The organism is Acidiplasma aeolicum (assembly GCF_001402945.1).
GTDB lineage: Archaea > Thermoplasmatota > Thermoplasmata > Thermoplasmatales > Thermoplasmataceae > Acidiplasma > Acidiplasma aeolicum.
Genome location: NZ_LKBG01000056.1, coordinates 1 through 20,098, shown reverse-complemented (window position 1 = coordinate 20,098; position 20,098 = coordinate 1). Strand labels below are relative to the sequence as shown.

The 20,098-nt window shown below is 34.5% G+C and carries 21 protein-coding genes; 14 read left to right on the top strand and 7 right to left on the bottom strand.

Features of this window, described 5'->3' with window-relative positions; translation table 11 throughout:
* Positions 1–283: 283 nt before the first annotated feature.
* From AOG54_RS02025 to AOG54_RS02010, 4 genes are all read left to right on the top strand, one after another.
* Positions 284–679 (top strand): NifB/NifX family molybdenum-iron cluster-binding protein, encoded by a 396-nt coding sequence (locus tag AOG54_RS02025; protein WP_048101450.1) that lies wholly within the window; start codon positions 284–286, stop codon positions 677–679.
* A 77-nt stretch (positions 680–756) separates the two neighbouring features.
* Positions 757–1,278: a nicotinamide-nucleotide adenylyltransferase gene (locus tag AOG54_RS02020; RefSeq protein WP_048101451.1), complete on the top strand. Its 522-nt coding sequence runs from the start codon at positions 757–759 to the stop codon at positions 1,276–1,278.
* A gap of 34 nt (positions 1,279–1,312) precedes the next feature.
* The gene (locus AOG54_RS02015; RefSeq protein ID WP_055032335.1) at positions 1,313–3,661 is read left to right on the top strand and encodes a DNA-directed DNA polymerase; all 2,349 of its coding nucleotides are present in this window, start codon (positions 1,313–1,315) and stop codon (positions 3,659–3,661) included.
* A gap of 60 nt (positions 3,662–3,721) precedes the next feature.
* Positions 3,722–4,948 (top strand): MFS transporter, encoded by a 1,227-nt coding sequence (locus AOG54_RS02010; RefSeq protein ID WP_048101453.1) that lies wholly within the window; start codon positions 3,722–3,724, stop codon positions 4,946–4,948.
* A gap of 5 nt (positions 4,949–4,953) precedes the next feature.
* Here the strand turns inward: AOG54_RS02010 and pheS are convergent, their stop codons facing one another.
* The gene (gene pheS / locus AOG54_RS02005) at positions 4,954–6,417 is read right to left on the bottom strand and encodes a phenylalanine--tRNA ligase subunit alpha (RefSeq protein ID WP_048101454.1); all 1,464 of its coding nucleotides are present in this window, start codon (positions 6,415–6,417) and stop codon (positions 4,954–4,956) included.
* A gap of 65 nt (positions 6,418–6,482) precedes the next feature.
* On the opposite strand from pheS, the gene AOG54_RS02000 reads away from it, so the two are divergent.
* From AOG54_RS02000 to AOG54_RS01980, 5 genes are read left to right on the top strand one after another with little or no spacing between them, the layout of a single operon-like run.
* The gene (locus AOG54_RS02000; protein WP_236692436.1) at positions 6,483–8,324 is read left to right on the top strand and encodes a PINc/VapC family ATPase; all 1,842 of its coding nucleotides are present in this window, start codon (positions 6,483–6,485) and stop codon (positions 8,322–8,324) included.
* A gap of 54 nt (positions 8,325–8,378) precedes the next feature.
* On the top strand, positions 8,379–8,753 hold the full coding sequence (locus AOG54_RS01995) for a DUF302 domain-containing protein (protein WP_048101455.1): 375 nt from the start codon (positions 8,379–8,381) through the stop codon (positions 8,751–8,753).
* A gap of 38 nt (positions 8,754–8,791) precedes the next feature.
* Positions 8,792–10,309, top strand: a complete 1,518-nt coding sequence (locus tag AOG54_RS01990; protein ID WP_236689051.1) for an oligosaccharide flippase family protein — start codon at positions 8,792–8,794, stop codon at positions 10,307–10,309.
* A 29-nt stretch (positions 10,310–10,338) separates the two neighbouring features.
* Positions 10,339–10,665, top strand: coding sequence for a methionine--tRNA ligase subunit beta (gene metG, locus AOG54_RS01985; RefSeq protein WP_048101456.1), 327 nt, complete (start codon positions 10,339–10,341; stop codon positions 10,663–10,665).
* Positions 10,665–11,930, top strand: coding sequence for a replication factor C large subunit (locus AOG54_RS01980; RefSeq protein ID WP_048101457.1), 1,266 nt, complete (start codon positions 10,665–10,667; stop codon positions 11,928–11,930). The genes metG and AOG54_RS01980 overlap by 1 nt, the downstream gene beginning before the upstream one ends.
* A gap of 9 nt (positions 11,931–11,939) precedes the next feature.
* Here the strand turns inward: AOG54_RS01980 and AOG54_RS01975 are convergent, their stop codons facing one another.
* The 4 genes from AOG54_RS01975 to pyrB are packed head-to-tail and all read right to left on the bottom strand — an operon-like array spanning position 11,940 to position 14,281.
* A complete protein-coding gene (locus tag AOG54_RS01975) occupies positions 11,940–12,203 on the bottom strand; it encodes a hypothetical protein (RefSeq protein WP_054963934.1) in 264 nt (87 codons plus the stop codon).
* Positions 12,204–12,239: 36 nt separating this feature from the next.
* Complete coding sequence (locus AOG54_RS01970; protein ID WP_048101810.1) at positions 12,240–12,851, bottom strand: MBL fold metallo-hydrolase; 612 nt, start codon at positions 12,849–12,851, stop codon at positions 12,240–12,242.
* A gap of 55 nt (positions 12,852–12,906) precedes the next feature.
* Positions 12,907–13,362: an aspartate carbamoyltransferase regulatory subunit gene (gene pyrI, locus AOG54_RS01965; RefSeq protein WP_048101459.1), complete on the bottom strand. Its 456-nt coding sequence runs from the start codon at positions 13,360–13,362 to the stop codon at positions 12,907–12,909.
* A gap of 1 nt (position 13,363) precedes the next feature.
* On the bottom strand, positions 13,364–14,281 hold the full coding sequence (gene pyrB / locus AOG54_RS01960) for an aspartate carbamoyltransferase (protein ID WP_048101460.1): 918 nt from the start codon (positions 14,279–14,281) through the stop codon (positions 13,364–13,366).
* Positions 14,282–14,378: 97 nt separating this feature from the next.
* Here pyrB and AOG54_RS01955 point away from each other — a divergent pair, with 97 nt between their 5' ends.
* The gene (locus AOG54_RS01955; RefSeq protein ID WP_048101461.1) at positions 14,379–14,732 is read left to right on the top strand and encodes a nuclear transport factor 2 family protein; all 354 of its coding nucleotides are present in this window, start codon (positions 14,379–14,381) and stop codon (positions 14,730–14,732) included.
* Positions 14,733–14,779: 47 nt separating this feature from the next.
* On the opposite strand, the gene AOG54_RS01950 is transcribed toward AOG54_RS01955, so the two are convergent.
* Positions 14,780–15,592 (bottom strand): hypothetical protein, encoded by an 813-nt coding sequence (locus AOG54_RS01950; RefSeq protein WP_048101462.1) that lies wholly within the window; start codon positions 15,590–15,592, stop codon positions 14,780–14,782.
* 134 nt (positions 15,593–15,726) lie between these two features.
* Here AOG54_RS01950 and AOG54_RS01945 point away from each other — a divergent pair, with 134 nt between their 5' ends.
* From AOG54_RS01945 to AOG54_RS01930, 4 genes are read left to right on the top strand one after another with little or no spacing between them, the layout of a single operon-like run.
* Complete coding sequence (locus AOG54_RS01945; protein WP_048101463.1) at positions 15,727–15,918, top strand: hypothetical protein; 192 nt, start codon at positions 15,727–15,729, stop codon at positions 15,916–15,918.
* 45 nt (positions 15,919–15,963) lie between these two features.
* On the top strand, positions 15,964–17,208 hold the full coding sequence (locus tag AOG54_RS01940) for a hydroxymethylglutaryl-CoA reductase, degradative (protein ID WP_048101464.1): 1,245 nt from the start codon (positions 15,964–15,966) through the stop codon (positions 17,206–17,208).
* Positions 17,208–17,939 carry a tetratricopeptide repeat protein gene (locus AOG54_RS01935; RefSeq protein ID WP_054964044.1) on the top strand — a complete coding sequence of 244 codons (732 nt, stop codon included), beginning with the start codon at positions 17,208–17,210 and terminating at the stop codon, positions 17,937–17,939. The genes AOG54_RS01940 and AOG54_RS01935 overlap by 1 nt, the downstream gene beginning before the upstream one ends.
* Positions 17,940–17,941: 2 nt before the next feature.
* Positions 17,942–18,646 carry an alpha/beta fold hydrolase gene (locus tag AOG54_RS01930; protein ID WP_048101466.1) on the top strand — a complete coding sequence of 235 codons (705 nt, stop codon included), beginning with the start codon at positions 17,942–17,944 and terminating at the stop codon, positions 18,644–18,646.
* Here AOG54_RS01930 and AOG54_RS01925 read toward each other — a convergent pair.
* Entirely contained in the window at positions 18,636–19,844 is a 1,209-nt protein-coding gene (locus tag AOG54_RS01925; protein WP_048101467.1) for a flavoprotein, read from the bottom strand. The genes AOG54_RS01930 and AOG54_RS01925 overlap by 11 nt on opposite strands.
* Positions 19,845–20,098: the final 254 nt, after the last annotated feature.

Here is a 20,098-nt window from a genome sequence, read left to right as displayed (position 1 = left end):
GAGTACTTTCTGATTCTATCCTCCGCAACTATTTTATCCAACCTTTGCATAATTAATGGGATGTGGTTCGCTGCCATATCCCACTAATAATTTTCAAATTAATAAATATGACAATTGTCGAACAAATTATGAAGGTTTGGACACGCTAGAATATTTGTATTTAAATTCCAGAAATTCATAATAAACTCAGTGGCTTTCTTTCTGGTATATTAATTTGTAAGAATAATGAAGATTTTTAAATTATGCATAAAGTATTTAAACCAATAACACTTATATTCTAAACATGGAAATACTGGCAATGCCTGTTACAGATGGTATGGTTGACATGCCGGGGAAGGCCAGGGAGGTCCATATCTTTAAAATATCTGATAACAGGAATAAATGCAATCTTATTAAAAAATATAAAAATCCTGCCCTGGAGATAAAATCCGATGGTGGCCTTCCAATGCTTGAAACACTGTTTAAGTATGGTGTGAACACATTAATAGTGCCTGGAATTGGAGAGCCCGGACTTAATTTTTTGGATAATAAAATAAAGGTATATATTTCAGGCGGAGAGGAAACAGAATGCATTAAAAATTATTTATTAAATAAGCTAAAATCAACAGACAAACCAACAATATCCGATTGTTCAAAGGAATTATTAAAGAAATCGGCCAAATATAAGAATAAAATATAATTTATATTTATTAAATCACATATTTTTTATGGGAAATAAGTGGGAAATTTTATTTATATATTTATCATAATGTTTAAATGACAGCCTTTATTATTGGAAGATTTCAGCCATTTCATAAGGGGCATTTGGAAATCATAAAAACAATACTTAAGGATAATGATCATGTTATCATAGGTATCGGAAGCGCACAGTTCTCACATACACTTACAAATCCATTTACAGCAGGTGAAAGATACTTAATGATATCAAATACACTGGAGGCAAACAACATAAAAAATTTCTATATTGTACCAATAGAGGATGTAAACTCCAATCCAATGTGGGTTGCCCATGTTGAATCATTAACACCGCCATTTTCAAGGGTTTATACAAATAATCCATTGGTTAAAAGATTGTTTTATGAGAAAAAATACGAGGTCAGGAGTCTTCCCCTGCTTAACAGAAAATCATGGTCTGGAACCAGAATAAGGGAGAAGATGATCAAGGGACTGGACTGGAAGGATGATGTTCCGGAAACAGTTTATAATATAATAACAAATTGCCTTGACGGGATAAACAGAATAAGGGAACTTGCGAATACTGATGAAGACCCAATATAATAAACTATTTATTTTAAATATGAATATGAAATAAATGAATTTAAAAATGCGTTTAATAACCGCCTCATACAGGCAGAGCGATGTTACAGTGGAATTGTATGGAAGAACTGCTGATGGAAAATCTGTAACCGCTTTATATTTTGGATTTAAGCCATATTTCTATTATGTTAACCCAGATGATGAATGCATTAAAAAAATTAAGGAGAATCCTGAGTTTCTGGATATGCAGGATAAAACATTGTTTCTTGATGGCCGGAACCAGAATGTAAAAAAAATATACATAAAATCTCCCTGGAAGGTACCTGAAATGAGAAAAATATGCAGCTGTGAGGCTCTTGCTGCAGATATACCGTTCCATCACAGGTTTCTTTATGATTTTGATCTGGGTCCATCAGTAGAAATAGATGGGGAAGAATTAGACGATGAAAAAAATAATTATACGACAGATTATGTTATAAAGATAAATGAAATAAAAAATGCAGAACCATTTAATCCTGATCTTAAGATATTATCATTTGATATTGAGAATTCAATAAAATCCAAGGAAATATATGTCATTGGTTATGCAATATATTTTAATGGGTCCATAAGGCAGGGTTCCATATCATCTGATGAGGAATCCATATTAAGGAATTTTAATAAACTAATACAGGATGAGGACCCAGATATAATAACCGGATACAATATAGATGGCTATGACCTGCCCTTACTTGAAGAAAGGATGAGGGAGCATCATTTAAGCTTCAATATCGGCCGCGATTTTCTTCCACCAAGAAGAATAATGAACCAGTTCTGGAGGCTCCATGGCAGGGTTGTTGATGATGCATGGTGGGAGGTAAAAAAGGTTTTAAAGCCAAAGCATGAAAGCCTAAACTATGTTGCAAATTATCTTTTAAATGAGGGCAAGGAAAACGTTGACAGATTAAATATAGAGGATGAATGGAAGAACCGTAAGGATGATGTAATAAAATACTGCATTAAGGATGCCTACCTTGCACTGGAAATCTACAGAAAAATAAGGATACTCGACAGGAATTTATACATGTCCACGGTCTCAATGCTCCCACTGGATGATGTCACAAACGGCGGCACCAGTACATATGTGGATTCAATTTTAATTAGAAGGGCAGACAGGTTAAATATTGCTGTTCCAATGAGCGCAAGATCAGCCTCAAATGAAACCTACGAGGGTGGATATGTTCACAGCATAGAGCCGGGTTTATATGATATGGTTGTTGTTCTGGACTTTAAAAGCATGTACCCATCAATGATAATAAAGTACAATATTTGTTTTACAACATTAAGCCCTGAGGGTACAATTGTTGCACCGAACGGTGCCAGATTTCTTTCCCCAGATGTTAAAAAAGGGCTGATTCCTCAAATACTGGAAGAATTAATGAAGGATAGAGACTCTGTAAAAAAACAGATGAAAACCGATAAGGAGAATTATGAATACCTTGATGGATTGCAGGCTGCAATAAAGGTTCTTATGAATACATTCTATGGCGTTCTGGGTACGTCATTTTACAGATTTACTAACAGGGAGATCAGCAGTGCCATCACCGCATTTGCCCGAGATACAATAACGACAATAATAAAAGAACTAGAAAATAAAAAGTTAAGGGTAATATATGGCGATACAGATTCCATTTTTATTGAGTCTGGCAAAAAAACACTTGATGAGGCAGTTAAATTTGGAAATGATTTAAGTTCAAGCATCTCTAAGGAAAATAATCTTACACTGGAATTTGAAAAAATTATGGACCCATTATTTTCACATGGGGCAAAAAAAAGATATGCAGGGAAAATTGTATACCCTGAGGATAAAAGGGGCGAAATACTTGTCAGGGGATATGAAACAAGGAGAACCGATTCATTTGATCTCCAGAGCGAGGCATTAAATAATGTATTTGAGCTTGTTCTTGACCGTAACATTGATGGGGCAAAAAAATATGCTGAGGATTTAATTAAAAAGGTTTCAAACGGCGATGTTGATATTGAAAAGCTTGTAATATCCAGAAGCGTAAAGGAATTCTCCACATATAAGAATGCAGATTCAATGGCAAATGTAAATGCTGCCAGAAAAATGATTGAACGTGGGGAAACATTTATTCCGGGAATGAAGGTTTCATGGATTGTCACAAATTCCAAAAAGACACCGCAGGAGGTTGAACCGTTTATTGACGGAATGCCATTCAATTACAGGCCGGATTATGAATATTACTCCAAGAGGTTGCAGGAAACACTTAACAGGGTTCTTGAGAGTCTGGATAAGGAGATAAAAATATTTAAGGATCCGCAGGCCAAGCTAACTGATAATTTCACTGAGGTCAGGGAGGAAAAACCAAAACAGAAAAAGAATATAGAGGATTATTTCAAATAATTTATGAATAAACTTTTTATCAATCAAATAGTTTAAATAATATAGATAAATTACTTATCCATGAAGGAGGATTTAAGATCTTTAATATTTACATCCCTTGGTCATTTTACAAACGATGGTAATTTCCTGTTATTTCCAACTTTAATAGCGTATTATAAGTTAATTCCTGGGGTCAGCGTTCCATTACTAGGTGCAATGGCAATTGTATATAATTTAATTTCAGGGTTCCTGGGTTCACCAATAGGCAGGCTTGCTGACAGGATTGATCATGATGGTTTCCTTATATTCACAGGCATTTTTATTGAGGCAACATCGGTAATGCTCTTTGGTGTTTCCTTTATAGTAAGCCATAACATAATTGATTATACCATACTTATTGCAGCCGTTCTTCTTGGCATAGGACAGGCATTTTATCATCCGATAGGCGCATCAATACTTTCATTCACATATGGGAAAAAAAGGTCACCAACAGCAATGGGTTATAATGGTTCCTTTGGAAGCATAGGCAGGGCAGTGATACCGTTTATACTTGTATATTCAATTGATTTCTTTGGTAAGGTAAATGGACTTTATATAATAGGCGTCTATACATTTGCCTCAGCCTTTATTATACTGGCAGGCCTTAGCTTTTTCAGAAGAAGCAAATATAAAATTGATGAGGGAAAGGTCACCAAAATCACCAGGGAAAAACCAAAACTCGGTGATTATAAAAAATTCTTAATTGCCCTTACGTTAATAGTATTTATAAGGTCAATATTTATGATGGGTACTGTTACATTTGTCCCAGACTATTTGGATGATGTCCTTAATTCAAAAATATTAATGGGTGATGTTGTTTCAATAAGCTTTTTAAGTGCAGTTGCCGGCCAGCCATATTTTGGGTCAATGGTAAGAAAACGCGGTGGAAGATTCACTGTGGCACTAACCACAATTTTATCAACAATATTTTTTGGCATTTTTTTAATTGTTCATACATTTGCCCTGCTAACAGTGGTTTATCTATTATATGTATTTGCCGCATTCAGTGGCTTCCCGGTGCTCCTTGGATACGTTGCACAGGTAATACCATCGGAATTCTCAACAGAGTCAAATGCGCTTATATGGAGTTTTGGAAACATAGTTGGCGGGTCAGTTGGTATAGCCATAGTAACCCTGCTTCTGTTCCTTAAGGTGACACTGTTTACCTCATTTGTATACATGCTTATATTTGCAATAATTTCCGTTATACTCCTGCCATTGCTTCCAAAAAACAAAAAGGAGTCAGACAAATTAAAAAATGCCTCTTAAAATAATTAGTATAATCTTATTTTATAATTTTTTAACCATTCTATATCACTGTTATATATATCGCGTATATCTGTCAGGCCATAGTAAATCATTGCCAGTCGCTCAAGGCCAAGACCAAAGGCCAGAACTGGATATTTTAAGCCTATTGGCCCTGTGACCTCGGGCCTGAATATGCCCGATCCACCAAGCTCAACCTCCTTTCCGTTTATTTCAACAACAACATCCATGCTGGGTTCTGTGTATGGATAATATGATGGAATAAGCCTTATTTTATTAAAACCAAGCCTTGAGTAGAATTCCCTTAAAAGCCATTTTAATGTTGACAGGTTGGCATCCCTGGCATAAACTGCACCCTCTATTTGATAAAGCTCAGAAAGGTGCTTCCAGTCAACACTTTCATGCCTGAATACCTTTTCTATTGAAAATATATACTGTGGTGGGTTTCTATTATTATACAGGTATCTTATTGTATTTACTGTTGTGTGAGTTCTCATAATAATTTTTTTGCCCTCTTCCTCAGACCATTTATAATTCCAGCCAGAATAACTTTTATAGCCATTTTCATGGACATTTTTCACCAGGTCAATTATTTCAGGATTTTCAAATTCCGGTAATCTGTCTGAATCAAGGTAAAATGTATCCTGAAGGTCACGGGCAGGGTGATCCTGTGGTATAAAAAGCATGTCCATATTCCATGCTGTGTATTCTATAAAATGTCCATGCATTTCTGTGAATCCCATTTCTGTAAATATCCTTCTTATGTTTCTTATTAGCTGTGTAAGAGGGTGAAGGCCCCCACCTGAGGCTTCCTCCGGCCTCATATTCAAATCATATGGCCTGAAAACAATATTTTTATAACTTCCAGATGTTATCATTTCGGATGTCAGCTGGCCTGAATACTGATTGCCTGTGTAACCTGAAAGAACCTTTAGGCCATTTTCATTAATGCTTATTATTCTATCAATGTTTGTTTTTTCCCTTATAAGATTTCGTTTTTTTAAAAAATCTATGATACCTGCATCAGGAACGCTGCCTGAAATTATTTCATTTATTCCCTTTTTAAGGTCTTCAACATAATCCAATAATCTGGTATCCCTGTATATTAGCTCACCATTTACAGGTTTTATTCCATATTTTGCCAGATTTGATAATGCAATTCCAAAACAATCCTTAAACATGGTTTTAATATCGCTTAATTTTGCCCTTCCAGCATTTTTTAGGTATTTATACAATTTTTCCTCAGGAAAACCATCTTTTAGATATCCCATTGCCTCGTCTGTTACAATGTAGGTTGTTTTTTTTCTCTCCGTACTTTTTATAAGATTTTTGGCAATAAGATAGGATATTGCGCTTGATATATTTCTCTGATCAAGACCATCTATAATAATTTCATATTCTGATTTTTCTCCATTTTCCTTTAAATATTTTAAAACCAGATATTCGCTGTAACTAATTCCGGTGCCCTGCATTGTATCAATATATCCTGATGATATTAAAAAATTATGAAATTATAATAACATGATTTTTTATTATTATGGGAAATTATTTAAATAATAATATACCATTAAAGTATGTGGATTACGTACCTGATACATCGGTTATTATTGACGGTCGGTTTACCTCCTTCATTAAGGATCATGAGGGTTCCAGGGTAATACTTCCCGAGGCCATGCTTGCTGAGGTTGAGCATCAGGCAAATGAGGGGAGGTCCATAGGATTCGCTGCCCTCGAGGAGCTAAAAAGGTTGAGGGAGCTTGAAAATGCTGGAAAAATTTACATAGAAATATATGGAAAAAGGCCACAGGACTGGCAGATTAGAAGGGCTCACAGTGGGGAAATTGATAATATAATAAGGGATGTGGCGCTTGAATATAACGCCACCCTTGTAACCGGGGACAACATACAGAGGGATATTGCAATAATTAAGGGTATTAATGTTGAATACCTTAAATCACTTGAAAAGGAATTTAAGACAATAGAGGAATTTTTTGAGGAGAATACAACATCTGTTCATTTGAAGGCGAATATGAAGCCATTGTTAAAAAATGGGTATCCTGGAAGCATTGTACTTGAGGAATTAAGTTACATTGTAACAAAGGAGGAGCTGGAAAGCATTGCAAGTGATATTGTTAAAAGGGGTAAATTCGAGGATGAATCATTTATAGAAATGGATATGTTCGGTGCCACTGTTATACAGCTAAAAAACATAAGAATTGTCATAACACGGCCCCCGTTTTCAGATTCACTTGAAATAACAGCGGTCAGGCCGGTTAAAAAAACAACAATAAGTGATTATAATATAGATAAAAAATTATATGAAAGGCTGGAAAACAGGGCAAACGGAATTCTTGTTGCCGGTTCCCCGGGTGCAGGCAAGAGTACCTTTGTAACTGCACTTGCTGAATTTTATGCATCAAAGAAAAAGATCGTTAAAACAATGGAAAAACCAAGGGATTTGCAGGTATGTGATAAAATAACACAGTATACAAGCCTTGAGGGGGATATGGAAAAAACCGGTGACATATTATTACTGGTAAGGGAGGATTACACAGTATTTGATGAAATGAGGGTAACATCAGATTTTAAGGTTTTTGCAGATTTAAGGCTTGCAGGGGTGGGAATGATAGGCGTTGTACATGCAACAAAGGCCACCGATGCAATTCAGAGATTTATAGGCAGAATCGAGCTGGGCTTAATACCACAGGTTATAGATACAATACTCTTTATAGAAAGCGGTAAGATATCACAGGTATTAACCACTGAATATGTTGTAAAGGTGCCATATGGGCTTAATCAGGAGGATCTGGCCAGGCCTGTCATAGTTATTAAGGACTTCATGAAGAATAAACCGGTAAGTGAGATATACACATTCGGGGATCAGGTTGTGGTTGTTCCGGTTGGCGAGGTTCAGGGCAAAAATCCGCTTTATTCTCTTGCTGCAGGAAAAATAAAGGATGAAATATCAAAATTCCTTAACACTGAGAAGGTTTCTGTTGACCTAATTTCTGATAACCGTGCAATCATAAAAATTCCGGACACATTAATACCAAAGTTAATAGGAAAGAAGGGTGACACAATATCGAATTTTGAAAATATATTTGGGGTAAAGCTTGATGTTGATACCCTTGATGAGGACGTAAATGTATTGCAGGATGCGGTTTTTGAAATTAAAAATAAAACAATATTCATTGATATTGGATCAAGAAATAAACCTGTCAAAATCTATGTTGACGGCATATTAATAATGCAGGCAAGATCATCATCCAAGGGAATGATAAAACTAAGAATAAACAGTGATACAGGGTCATCATTATATAAATATATAAAACAGGGCAAAAAGATTCAATATATGATATCGGATGACGAAAAGAAATAAATAAATATTATGTAATAAAATAATGATTTAAATATCATCCTATAATTTCAATTTATGTATTCATATGAAAGAACAGTGGATAAAAATGCTGAACAGGTATTTGGAGAGCTGCATAAAATTTTAAAGGAAAACAACTGGGTAATAATGTCATATATAGATGTTAAGGAGATTTTTTCTAAAATGAAGGAAAAATTAAATCCATATTATATACTGGACGTTTGCTTTCCACCAGCTGCAGTGGAGTTGATAAGGGATTCAATTGACATAGGCGCTTTTATACCATGCAAGCTTGTTTTAATAGAAAATGATGGAAAAACCAGAATTCTTATGCCGAAGCCATCAGTATTTTCAAGGGAATACCTTAATTCGGATGGAAAAATAGCAGAAAAGTATGAAAGTGCTTTAATAGAATTGATAAATAAAATTTAACCATAAACTTTAACTTACTGAATTCTAATACCGTAACGTTGATTGCAAAAAAGTCCCCGCTGATACTGGAAGGCCAGATTATAAATTCGCTATTTGGATACATAGGTCTTTTTTTTATAATCAGGTTTATAGGTCTTCAGCAGTGGGGTTTTCTAAGTTTTTCACTGGCATTCATTGGAGTTTTAAGTATTTTTTCGGATCTAGGATTTAATTCTGCCCATCTGCGGTTTATGTCCATGAATGATCCGGACAGGGCAAAATACAATGGTTCATTCCTGACATTGAAATTCATAACAACATTTGGAACAGTGCTAATAATACTTGCTGCACTATATATATGGATTGATGTGCTTCACAGGGGTTTTCAGAGCCCGGTTGAATATTATTCAATTCTAATTTTAATACCATATTTTGCCTTTAACAGGTTAAAGGATTTTTATTACATAACTTTTAATGCAAAAATGCAGGCTGCACGTATGATGCTGCCACAGATTGTTGAGGCTGTATTCAGGAACTCCGCCTTCATTTATATGGGGTTGATGTATAAATTCAGGATTTCCATATTTATGCATGTAAGTGCTGCAATTATATTTGCAATAATATACAGTTTTTCATACTTTATCTTTTTTATTGTTTCATATTTTTTGGGCAGGCCCTGGCATATTAAAAAACCTGAAAAAACAATAATAAAAAAATATATAACCCTGGCACTGCCCCTTGCAGCCTCATCCATAATTGCAACTATAAGCGGAAATATAGACAAGGTGCTTATACAGTTTTTCTGGCATGCCTCCGCAACCGGGGCCTATGCGGCATTGCAGAGAATAACGATGCCAATAATCACATTCTCGACGGCATTGAGTGTTTTTTTCATACCATTATTAACAAGGGAGGAGACAAAAAATGGTTTTAATGATAATATATCAGTATTTGAAAGAACCATATCCCTGTTTATCCTGCCACTGGTCATAATATTTATAGCACTGAGAATTTTCGTTGCAAACCTTTGGAGCGCCAATCTTATTCCGTATTCAACACTTTTAATATTTATGTCACTGGCGAATTATCTTAATGTAATAAATTCACCGTACACATCCGGTTTAATTGTCAGGGGGCTAACAATTAACATTGGAAAAATAACCTTAATTTCAATATCTTCAAATATTATCCTTGATTTTATTTTAATTCCAAAAAGCATATTTGGAATAACATTTTTCTCACTTGGCGTTATTGGTGCCGCTGTTGCCACATTTATTGCAATGATAATTGAGGCTGTACTTTTTAGATTTTATGTTATTAAAATAGAAAAATCAAAAATAAACATGAAAATTTTCAGGCAGCTAATTCCTGCATCAGTGCAGTTTATCTTTTTATACCTAGTTGCATATTATGTAAGACCCTACAGTGTATTTTTGTTTTTAATATTTTCAATTATATCAATTGCCATATTTTTTTCCCTGTCAATAAAAATGGGAGAAATAAAAAAATCGGTTATTATTGATTTTATAAGGGAATTAAATCCATTTAAATTATCCAGAACGCTGAAAAATGAATAACTTTATATTTAATTTCTAAAATACAGGATATGGACAAAATATCAATAGACTACTTCCATAATATAGACCTTAGGGTTGGAAAGGTAATTGAATGTGAAAAGGTGGAAAAATCAAGAAGCCTTTTAAAAATAATTGTGGACCTTGGGGATGAAAAAAAACAGATAATTTCCAGCATATATGAATATTATAAACCTGAGGAAATGATAGGAAAGCAGCTGGTTATAATAAATAATCTTGAACCGGCAAAATTTATGGGCCTTGAAAGCCAGGGAATGCTTCTTGCAGTTGAGGATGATAAGGGCGTATCACTTTTAACACCGGACAGGGAGGTGGAAAGGGGTTCAAAGGTGCATTAATGCCACTCCCCGATAAGTACCGCCCGGAAAAATTCGATGATATCATACTTCCTGATGATATCAAGAATCAGATAAAAAGCTGGATGGATTCATGGATGAGACATGAGGAGACAAAAAAGGCTTTAATACTTTATGGCACCCAGGGTGTCGGTAAAACAACTCTGGCAGGCGTTATTTCAAGGTGCTATAACCTTCCATTAATAGAGATGAATGGATCAGATCAGAGGAACAGGGAAAACATGAAAAAAGTGGCATTGATGGCCGCAGAATACAGGGATTTATTTAATTATGAGCAAAATTATCCTGACAGAATAATATTAATTGATGAGGCTGATAATATATTTGAATCCAGGGACCCGGCAAAGGGCGGGGATAGCGGTGGTATTTCTGAACTGCTTGAAATTATTAAAAATACATTGAATCCAGTTATATTAACAATGAATGATTTTTATGAATTCAAGAGAAAGAGCAGTGCAAGGGAAATAATATCACTATCAATTAGCATGGAAATAACGCCTTATAAAAAAAGGAGCGAAAGAAACTATCATATTTATATACAGAAACTCCTTGAGAGGCTGAAATATATAGCATCAAATGAGAATATTAAAATAAATGATTCACAGTTAATGGAAATTATAAAAAAGGATGAGCCCGATATGAGGGCAACACTGAATGACCTGGAGCTTTACCGCGGGGGAAATAATGCAGAGGATGCATACAGGGATGAGCAGGAATCCATATACTATGTGGTTTCAAAGACATTTAAGTCCGGAAATTATAATGATATAATTAATTCTCTTTATGCAATTAATGGTGATACTGATTTTCCAGGTTTTTACATGCAGTGGCTTGCAGAAAATGCTGGCATGGAATACAAAAACCCTGAGGATCTTAAAAATATATTTGATATACTTTCACAGGCTGATATATACTATAATATGAGAATAAGGGATTATTCGCTTTCCAGCTATTCCATGGAGATTGCGGGTGGTATATCCTTTGAGGCAAATGAAAGGAATGAACACTATGTAAAATATAATTTTCCGGCCTTTATTAAAAATATGAGCTCAAGAAAGGGCAATACTGAAAGATATAACATACAAACAGTTCTGGAAAAACTTGCGTTGGTTAACCATATGCCATCAAATGAGATGGCCAAATATCTATGGTTTTATAAATTCATAAAAAAACATGATAGGAAACTGTTTTCTGATATAATAAAAATACTTGAAATAACAGATAAGGAAAAAAATGCCCTTGAATAAATATATTTTTTAGTTCAGTGTTTTTATGATTTCACTGCCCAATATCTTCTTGCATTTTTTTAAGGTTCCACTTACATATTCTACCCTGCCGCCATGGTATTCTATCTTTTTAATCACGTTATTACGGTTGAACTGGTTGGCCAGGTATATCCTATAATTTTTATATCTATATTTCCTTTTAATGCCCATGGAGTAAAACAGGTATTTATCGAGTTCATCACCATTTTCCGAATATGCGAGTATGTACCTTTTCCTGTAAATTGATCCCTTCAAGGTATTTATGAATTACAATATGCTTTATTTATTTGTTTATTTTTTATTTCCTACAGGGTTGCCGTGGCCGGGACATACCATATCAGGATTAATTCTGTTTATTTTATTAAGTGATTCCATGGCATCTGCATAATTCCATGAAAATTTTTTATTCACAATCAATCCACCATGCCGTTCTATGGCAGCATCGCCTGAGAATAGTATATTGCCGGGCTTGTAAAGATATGACACACTCCCTATTGTATGCCCCGGGGTATCATAATAGTCCATAAATGGAATTTTCATATCATATACAGGTTTAATATCATTTACAGGCTCTGTTTTAAACATGGCATATATAATCTTCTGAAACATATTTGCTGGATGAAGTTTATCTGCTCCCTGAATAACCTTAAGCTCAAGCCCTGGAACATATATTACCGGTTTAAATTTGTTGTAAAGTTCCAGAAGGCCACCAATATGATCCATGTGGCTGTGAGTAATAAGTATATAATCCGGCCTTTCATTTATCTTTTCAAAAAAGCTTATAATTTTTTTTCCTGAAGACTTTGTTCCGGCATCTATGAGAATGTCCATATCCTTTTCTTTTATTAAATAACAGTTTGCAACTGTGCCATCAATTTTTTGAACATTACTGGTTATTTGCATAACCATAAAGATTTTATAAAAATTTATACTTTTATTTTATACATATAATTTTATATTACAGGCTGTTTATTACATCAGATTCGGACATTTCCCTCTTGCAGTATATGCATTTTAGGGCTAATGGATTTGCTGATATAACCTTAAACTCTGGACTTACAGGCTCACCTGCGTTTGTAATGCAATTCTGATTTGTGCATCTTACTATTCCTATAACGCTTTCTGGCAGATCGACCTTAAATTTTTCAGTTATATCATAATCCTTAATTATGCTAATTGTGGCGCTTGGGGCTATCAATGAAATCTTATCCAGTTCTATTTTTTCGAGAAATTTATTTTCAATTTTAATTACGTCTTTAAAACCCATCATATTGCTGGGCACCCTTATGCCAATGCTTACAGAGGTATTTTCAGAAATTTTTAATATATTTAACACCTTTACAGCCTTTCCTGATGGTATATGGTCTATGACCGTTCCATCCTTAATTTTTGAAATTTTTAAGGTTCTTTCCATTCTAATCACCCAGTATGATTGATATTAATGACATTCTAACCGGTATGCCGTTTGCAGCCTGCCGGAAATACTTTGCATTTTTTGTATAATCAACGGCAGGGTCAATTTCATCAACCCTTGGAAGGGGATGCATAATAATGGATCCATTCTTCATTTTATTGACCTCGTTTAATGTGATTTTATATGAACCTATGAGCTTGTAATATTCGTTTTTATCAACAAAACGTTCCTTCTGTATTCTGGTTACGTATAAAACATCTGTTCCTGATATTACATCATCAAGATTATTATATGTTTCTATGTTTAGTTTATCCTTTATGCCATTATAAACATAGTTGGGCAGTGCAAGAGATGGTGGCGATACAAGATTAATTTTTACGTTATACCTTGATAGTGCAAGTATAAGCGAGTGAACTGTCCTTCCATATTTAAGATCACCAACAATTGTAATTTCCCTATCATCTATGCCGCCGGTCTCATTTCTAATAGTGTAAAGGTCTATTAATGTCTGTGTTGGATGCTCCCCTGAACCATCACCTGCATTGATTATTGGCTTTGAGGAAAACTTAGATGCAAGGAGGCTCGCACCCTCAAGTGGATGCCTGATAACTATGATATCAGAGTATGACTCAACAATTCTTATCGTGTCCGCAAGCGTTTCCCCCTTGGCAAATGATGATGTCTTTGAATCTGCCATGCTAATAACAGAGCCGCCAAGTCTTTCCATGGAAGCCTCAAAGGAAAGCCGGGTTCTTGTGCTTGGTTCATAGAACAATGTGGCAAGAATTTTGGATTTCATGGGAGATGTCCTTAGAACCTCATCCATATGTCCGGAAATATAATCTGCCTTTTCAAAAATGGCATTTATATCATCATCCTCCAGGTCTGCAATTGAGATTAGACTTTTATTTTTTAACATTTAAATTGTAATCGTTTATAATTTCATTAAGTTTTTGTTTCCATCTTATTGTTTGGGGGGAACAAAAGTTTTTAAATGATTAATAAATTAATAAGGCATGGAAAACCTTGAAAATACTGTAAAAAAATACTATACAGCGGTTGATGCAAATGACCTTGATACGTTATTTTCAATATTCGATGAGAATATTGTATACGAACGTCCAGGGTATCCACCAATAAGTGGAATGGAAAATTTCAAGAAATTTTATGAGGATACAAGGATAATTTCTGAGGGGCATCATACAATAAATAATATAATTGTCAGTGAGCCATATGTAATAGTTGAGGGAGAATTCCATGGAAAATTAAAGGACGGCAGTGATTCATATACAAAATTTGCAGATATATACACATTCAGGAATGGAAAGGCCATAAGAAGGCATACATATTTTGACGGACAAAATGTGTGACATCATTCCCTGCAGTTATCGGGATCTTCCCACATCAGGGTTTAAGGTTAAAAAACTATCTTATTAATAAGATGAACCAGCCTTATTATATCCAGAGACCATAGATTAAATACATTCTCCTCTGAGTAGCTATAAAATCCATATGGGTGAAGAACCCTTGAATAATCAGCATATATTTTCCCCAAATCACGTGTATCTGCACCGGTGTAATAGCCAAGAAGGCCTATAATTGCACCGGCCTTGGGAAGTGAAATTACAAATCTTGTGGCCTTTTTTTCACATTTTGCACACTTTTCGTTTATTGTAATGGCATAGTCCTTTTCAATTTCATTAATTGGATAGGAATAATTTTTAAAATGCTTTGAATGTATTCCGCATAGTGGAATTCCGGTTGAATAAATAGAGCTGGACCTGGCCATAAAATTTTTGCCAAAATAATGGTTAAGCCTGCCGGTAAACTGTGTGATGCTATATATTGTGAACTTGTTATCTATTAAAACATGCCAGTCACGGTTAATAATGGCCTGCTCATATGGATTATATTCCATGTCCATGCATGAAATGATTTTTAACAACGATAATCTTTCAAGAAAAAACCTGCTGTTTTCAAATGCGGCGCTTAAAAGCCCATTTTTTGCACTTATATATCCCTGCTTTAGGGCTATTATTGCATCATATTTTGCGGGTGTGCCAAATTTTGTATTAATTGCTGAAATTTCAGAATTTAGTATGACCTCTGTAATGTTTTCAAAATTTTCCTGAACCCTTTTATTTTCTATTAAATAGGAAAGAAGCGAGAAATTACCATATTTTTTTAAAAATGAGAAATTTATCTCCTTTTTTGAAAAATTTCTAGCCATTGATAAGTAATTATATTATCAAATTTAAATTAATGCAATTAAAAATGTTCTAATATAATAAAAATTAAACAGTTTCAATGTATCCTGATATACAAATGGATAATATTAAATATTGATTATATGATTTATAAATAATGAGAGATGACTTTAAAATAGTTAAAATATGCCCGCAGTGCGGCTCCATGAAGGTTAACTGGATAAATGGTGGCATTGGCGGGCCGGTTTATAAATGTGATGACTGCAATTATGTTGGCACGTTCATACTTGAGGTATACTTTAAGGATGTGCCAAAATTCCAGAAGGAGCTTAATAAAAACAAATATTAAAATTAACAATAAAAAAATTATTAATATGAATGAGTATATAGTTCTATGGATTCAGCGATTCATGGATTTCACAAAATGTCTGTTGAGGAAAGAATTAGAATAGTCTCTGAATTTTCATCGCTCTCCAAGGAGGAAACAGAAGTTTTATCCCATGAGGATTCCATTAAAGACCTGCAAAACATGATAGAAAATACCATATCAACAATAGGATTTCCCGTGGGAATAGCAACCAATTTCAGAATTAATGGACGGGATTATTTAATACCAATGAGCATTGAGGAGCCTTCAGTGGTTGCTGCATGCTCCAATGGTGCAAGAATGGCCAGACCCCTTGGTGGATTTACTGCATTTGCCTCAGATCCTGTAATGCGTGGTGAATTACAGATTTATAACTTAAAGGACCCGGGGCTTGCGGTGATTAATATATTAAGCCATAAAAATGAGATACTTGAAATGGCAAACTCAAGATCAAAAACACTAAGTTCAATGAATGCCGGTGCCAGGGATATAAAAATTTTTATGCAGGATGATTATATAATAATGCATTTAATTATAGATGTAAGGGATGCAATGGGTGCAAATATAATAAATACAATGCTTGAATTTATTGCACCATATATAGAGAGTATCACAGGGGGCAAAATTAACCTCAGAATTATGAGTAACCTTACTACAGAAAGGGTTGCATATTCACATGCAGTGTTTAGCAGGGATCTTCTTGGTGGGGATGAAATAGTTGATAGAATAATTATGGCATCTCATATGGCAAAAGCGGATATATACCGTGCGGTAACCCATAATAAGGGCATAATGAATGGCATTGACGCTGTTTTACTTGCAACAATGAATGATTTCAGGGCACAGGAGGCAAATGCACACGCCTATGCATCCATGGATGGTTATAAACCATTAACAGATTATTATAAGGACGAAAATGGTAATCTGGTTGGAACCATTAAAATACCGGTGGCTGTTGGAACCATTGGAGGCGCAACAAAAACCTCAAAAAAAGCCTCATTATTCTTAAGGATATTAAATGTTAGGGATTCCAGGGAATTTGCATGTGTTCTGGCCTCTGTTGGACTGGCACAGAATCTTGCAGCATTGAGGGCATTGTCCGATGAGGGAATACAGCAGGGGCATATGAAGCTGCACGCTAGAAATGTTGCCATTGCTGCCGGTGCAACAGAGAAAAATATTGATTATATTGTTAATGAAATGATAAAGAATAAAAGCATAAGTTATTCCAGTGCAAAAGAGTTAATAAATAAATATAATGGTGGTAACTAATGGAAAATTTAGATGAATTAATAGAGAATGGGGATAAGGCCATGGGAAAGGAAAAATACATGGATGCTGTTAGATATTATACACAGGCGTACAATGGAATGACAGATGCCAGTGATGAAAAGGCAGAGATATGCTATAAATTATCACAGGCATATTTTGCGCTGGAGCCTAAAAATACAGAAAATCCATTAAAATATGCACAGGAATCCCTTGATATACATAATAAGTTAAACGAAGATGATATGAAAATTATGGATTTAATGAATATAGGCTATATAAATCTCGATTCCCGAAAAAGGGATGATGCAATTAAATATTTTGAAGAGGCAATAAAAATAGCTGAGGGATTAAAGGAGGGACAGTTAATAGCCATGGCCTACAATGCCAAGGCTGAGGCCCTATCATCAACAAAAGGCGGCTATAAGGAGGCGCTTGATATTTATAATAAGGTTATAGAAATGACAGAAAGTTCAGGTGACTGGGAGAATTATTTTGAGGCTGTTTATGGAAAAATAAACATATTAAGATCAACAGATATTGATGAAGCATTCAGTCTTGCAAAGGAATCCCTGGACAAAATTGATAAAATAATGGATGAAATTAAAACCAAAAAGGACAAAAAGGAGTTTAAGTCAAGTCTTTCATATATTTATGATGCTGCATCTGACATAGCCATGGAGCTTGAAAATATAGATGAGGCCATGAAAATTGCCGCAAGATCAAAGGAGTAAAAATGGAAAGAAAGTATTTTGATTCAACATTTGGTAAAATATCATATTTAACCAGGGACGGCGAATATCCAGTATATTTCCTGCATGGATTTGGCAGTACTGGAAATGTGTGGCTAAAAACAGATGAATACATTAATAAAAAAATAATGCCATTCTATATTGATCTGCTTGGCCACGGACACTCTGATAAACCCGATATACAGTATACAGTTAAAAATATGGCAGATGCAATTATTGAATTTATAAATTCTCAAAAATATGATAAATTCTCAATTGTTGGTCATTCATATGGGGGCTGGATTGCCTTAAAAATTGCCATTTTAAAAAATCCAGAAAATTTAATTTTAATAGACTCGGCAGGAATATCCCCGACATTAAGTGAGGAATATCCTGATACGTATAAGGATATAATTAAAAATATTGTGAGAACTCATAATTATAAAAATGAGAATGCACTAATAAATATAATGGAAATAAATAAGAATTCTACGGAAAAGCTTACAGATAATGATCTTATGGAGATTAATTGCAATACTGTTATAATCTGGGGGTCTGAGGATAAAACACTTGATATTAAATACGGAAAAATGATGAATGAAAGGATAAAAAACAGCAAATTATATATTATTGATGGTGCAGGGCATACACCGCAGTATATTAGGCCGGATAAAATTGCCGAAATTATAAACAATACACTTAAATTTTAAAATCCATTTTTTGATTTCTCCTGATTTTATTTTCAAGGTAATTATATATATTTATGGCAAGTTCTTCTTTTGTAATTGATTTTATCTCATCTTTATGTTCACCGTATATAAATGTGTAATCACCTGAAACATCACCTGAGGTAAATGCACCTGTTCCGGTCATAATAACAAGATCTGGATCGGATTTTTCAAAAGCCTCGCTGTTATATGTTTTATCATTCTTCGTTGTAAATAATACCATTGTAACACCTGCATCAAGCTTCCTTATAAGATTCCTTTCCTTATTTCTTGGCTTCAATGATAGGGTCTGGGGTTCAGAACTGTCAAGCTTGGTCTTGTTCTCAACAGCGTCAAAATCGCTTAATGATGATGATATTATTACATAATCATAATTATAAACCCCGAGGAAGGTGTTTATCTCCCTTATTATATCCTTTATATCTGTTTTTTCAATCAACTGAACATATGACGGTAATTTATATTCAGAGTTTCCTATATATGTAATAATTCCTGCACCAAATCTGAAGGCGTATCTGGCAAGCATGTACCCGGTTAATGTATCAGACTTATTTGTGATTACCCTTTCAGGATCAACAGCGGATTCGCTTTTACCGCATACAAGCATAATGTTCTTTCCATTAAGTTTATCACCATACAATGCGCGGTATATATAATCTATAATCTTATCACTCCACAATTTTATGTCGTCATCTGATGGTGTAAAATCAACCATATGCACACCAAGGTCATTCAATTTTTTAATATTCTCCTTATTCACCGGATTTTCTAACATTGTTTTATTTATCACCGGCGCAATTACAACGGGATTTTTATTTCCCATTGCATAGGAATAAAACAGTGATGGGATATTATCTGCAACCCCCGAGGCTATCTTTCCAATGGTGTTGTATGTGGCAGGTGCTATTACAAGAACAGTATTTTTATCGAACAATGTTATATGCTCTATATTTCCAGATATTCTGGTTATTACATCATGGCCTGAGGCCCACTGCAGAAGATCTGGATTAATAAGTTCAGCCGATGCTGTGCTCATTCCGCAGTACACCTCAGCACCCTCGTTCCTTAGATTCTTGATTAGATCTGGAATTCTGTATATATTTATGCTGGCTGATGTTGCAAGGACGATTTTTTTACCTGAAAGCGTGGTTTTGATGCTGGATTCATTATTTTTTGACATAATTTAATATTTCATCATGGTTTAAATTTTTAATCGTTTTTAATCAAATAAATTTTTATGTGAATGTAATCCCTGATATTCATCATGGTTAACGCCCGTTCCTGCAGCATTTTGGTTAAAAATTTACTGAATATATAATTTGACGCAATAACCTAAATACAAATATATCCGTAGAAAATTTGAATTAATAATATTATTTATTCAAAGGAAATGGTTTAAACGTGAAATCCCTGATATGCAATAAATACAATAAT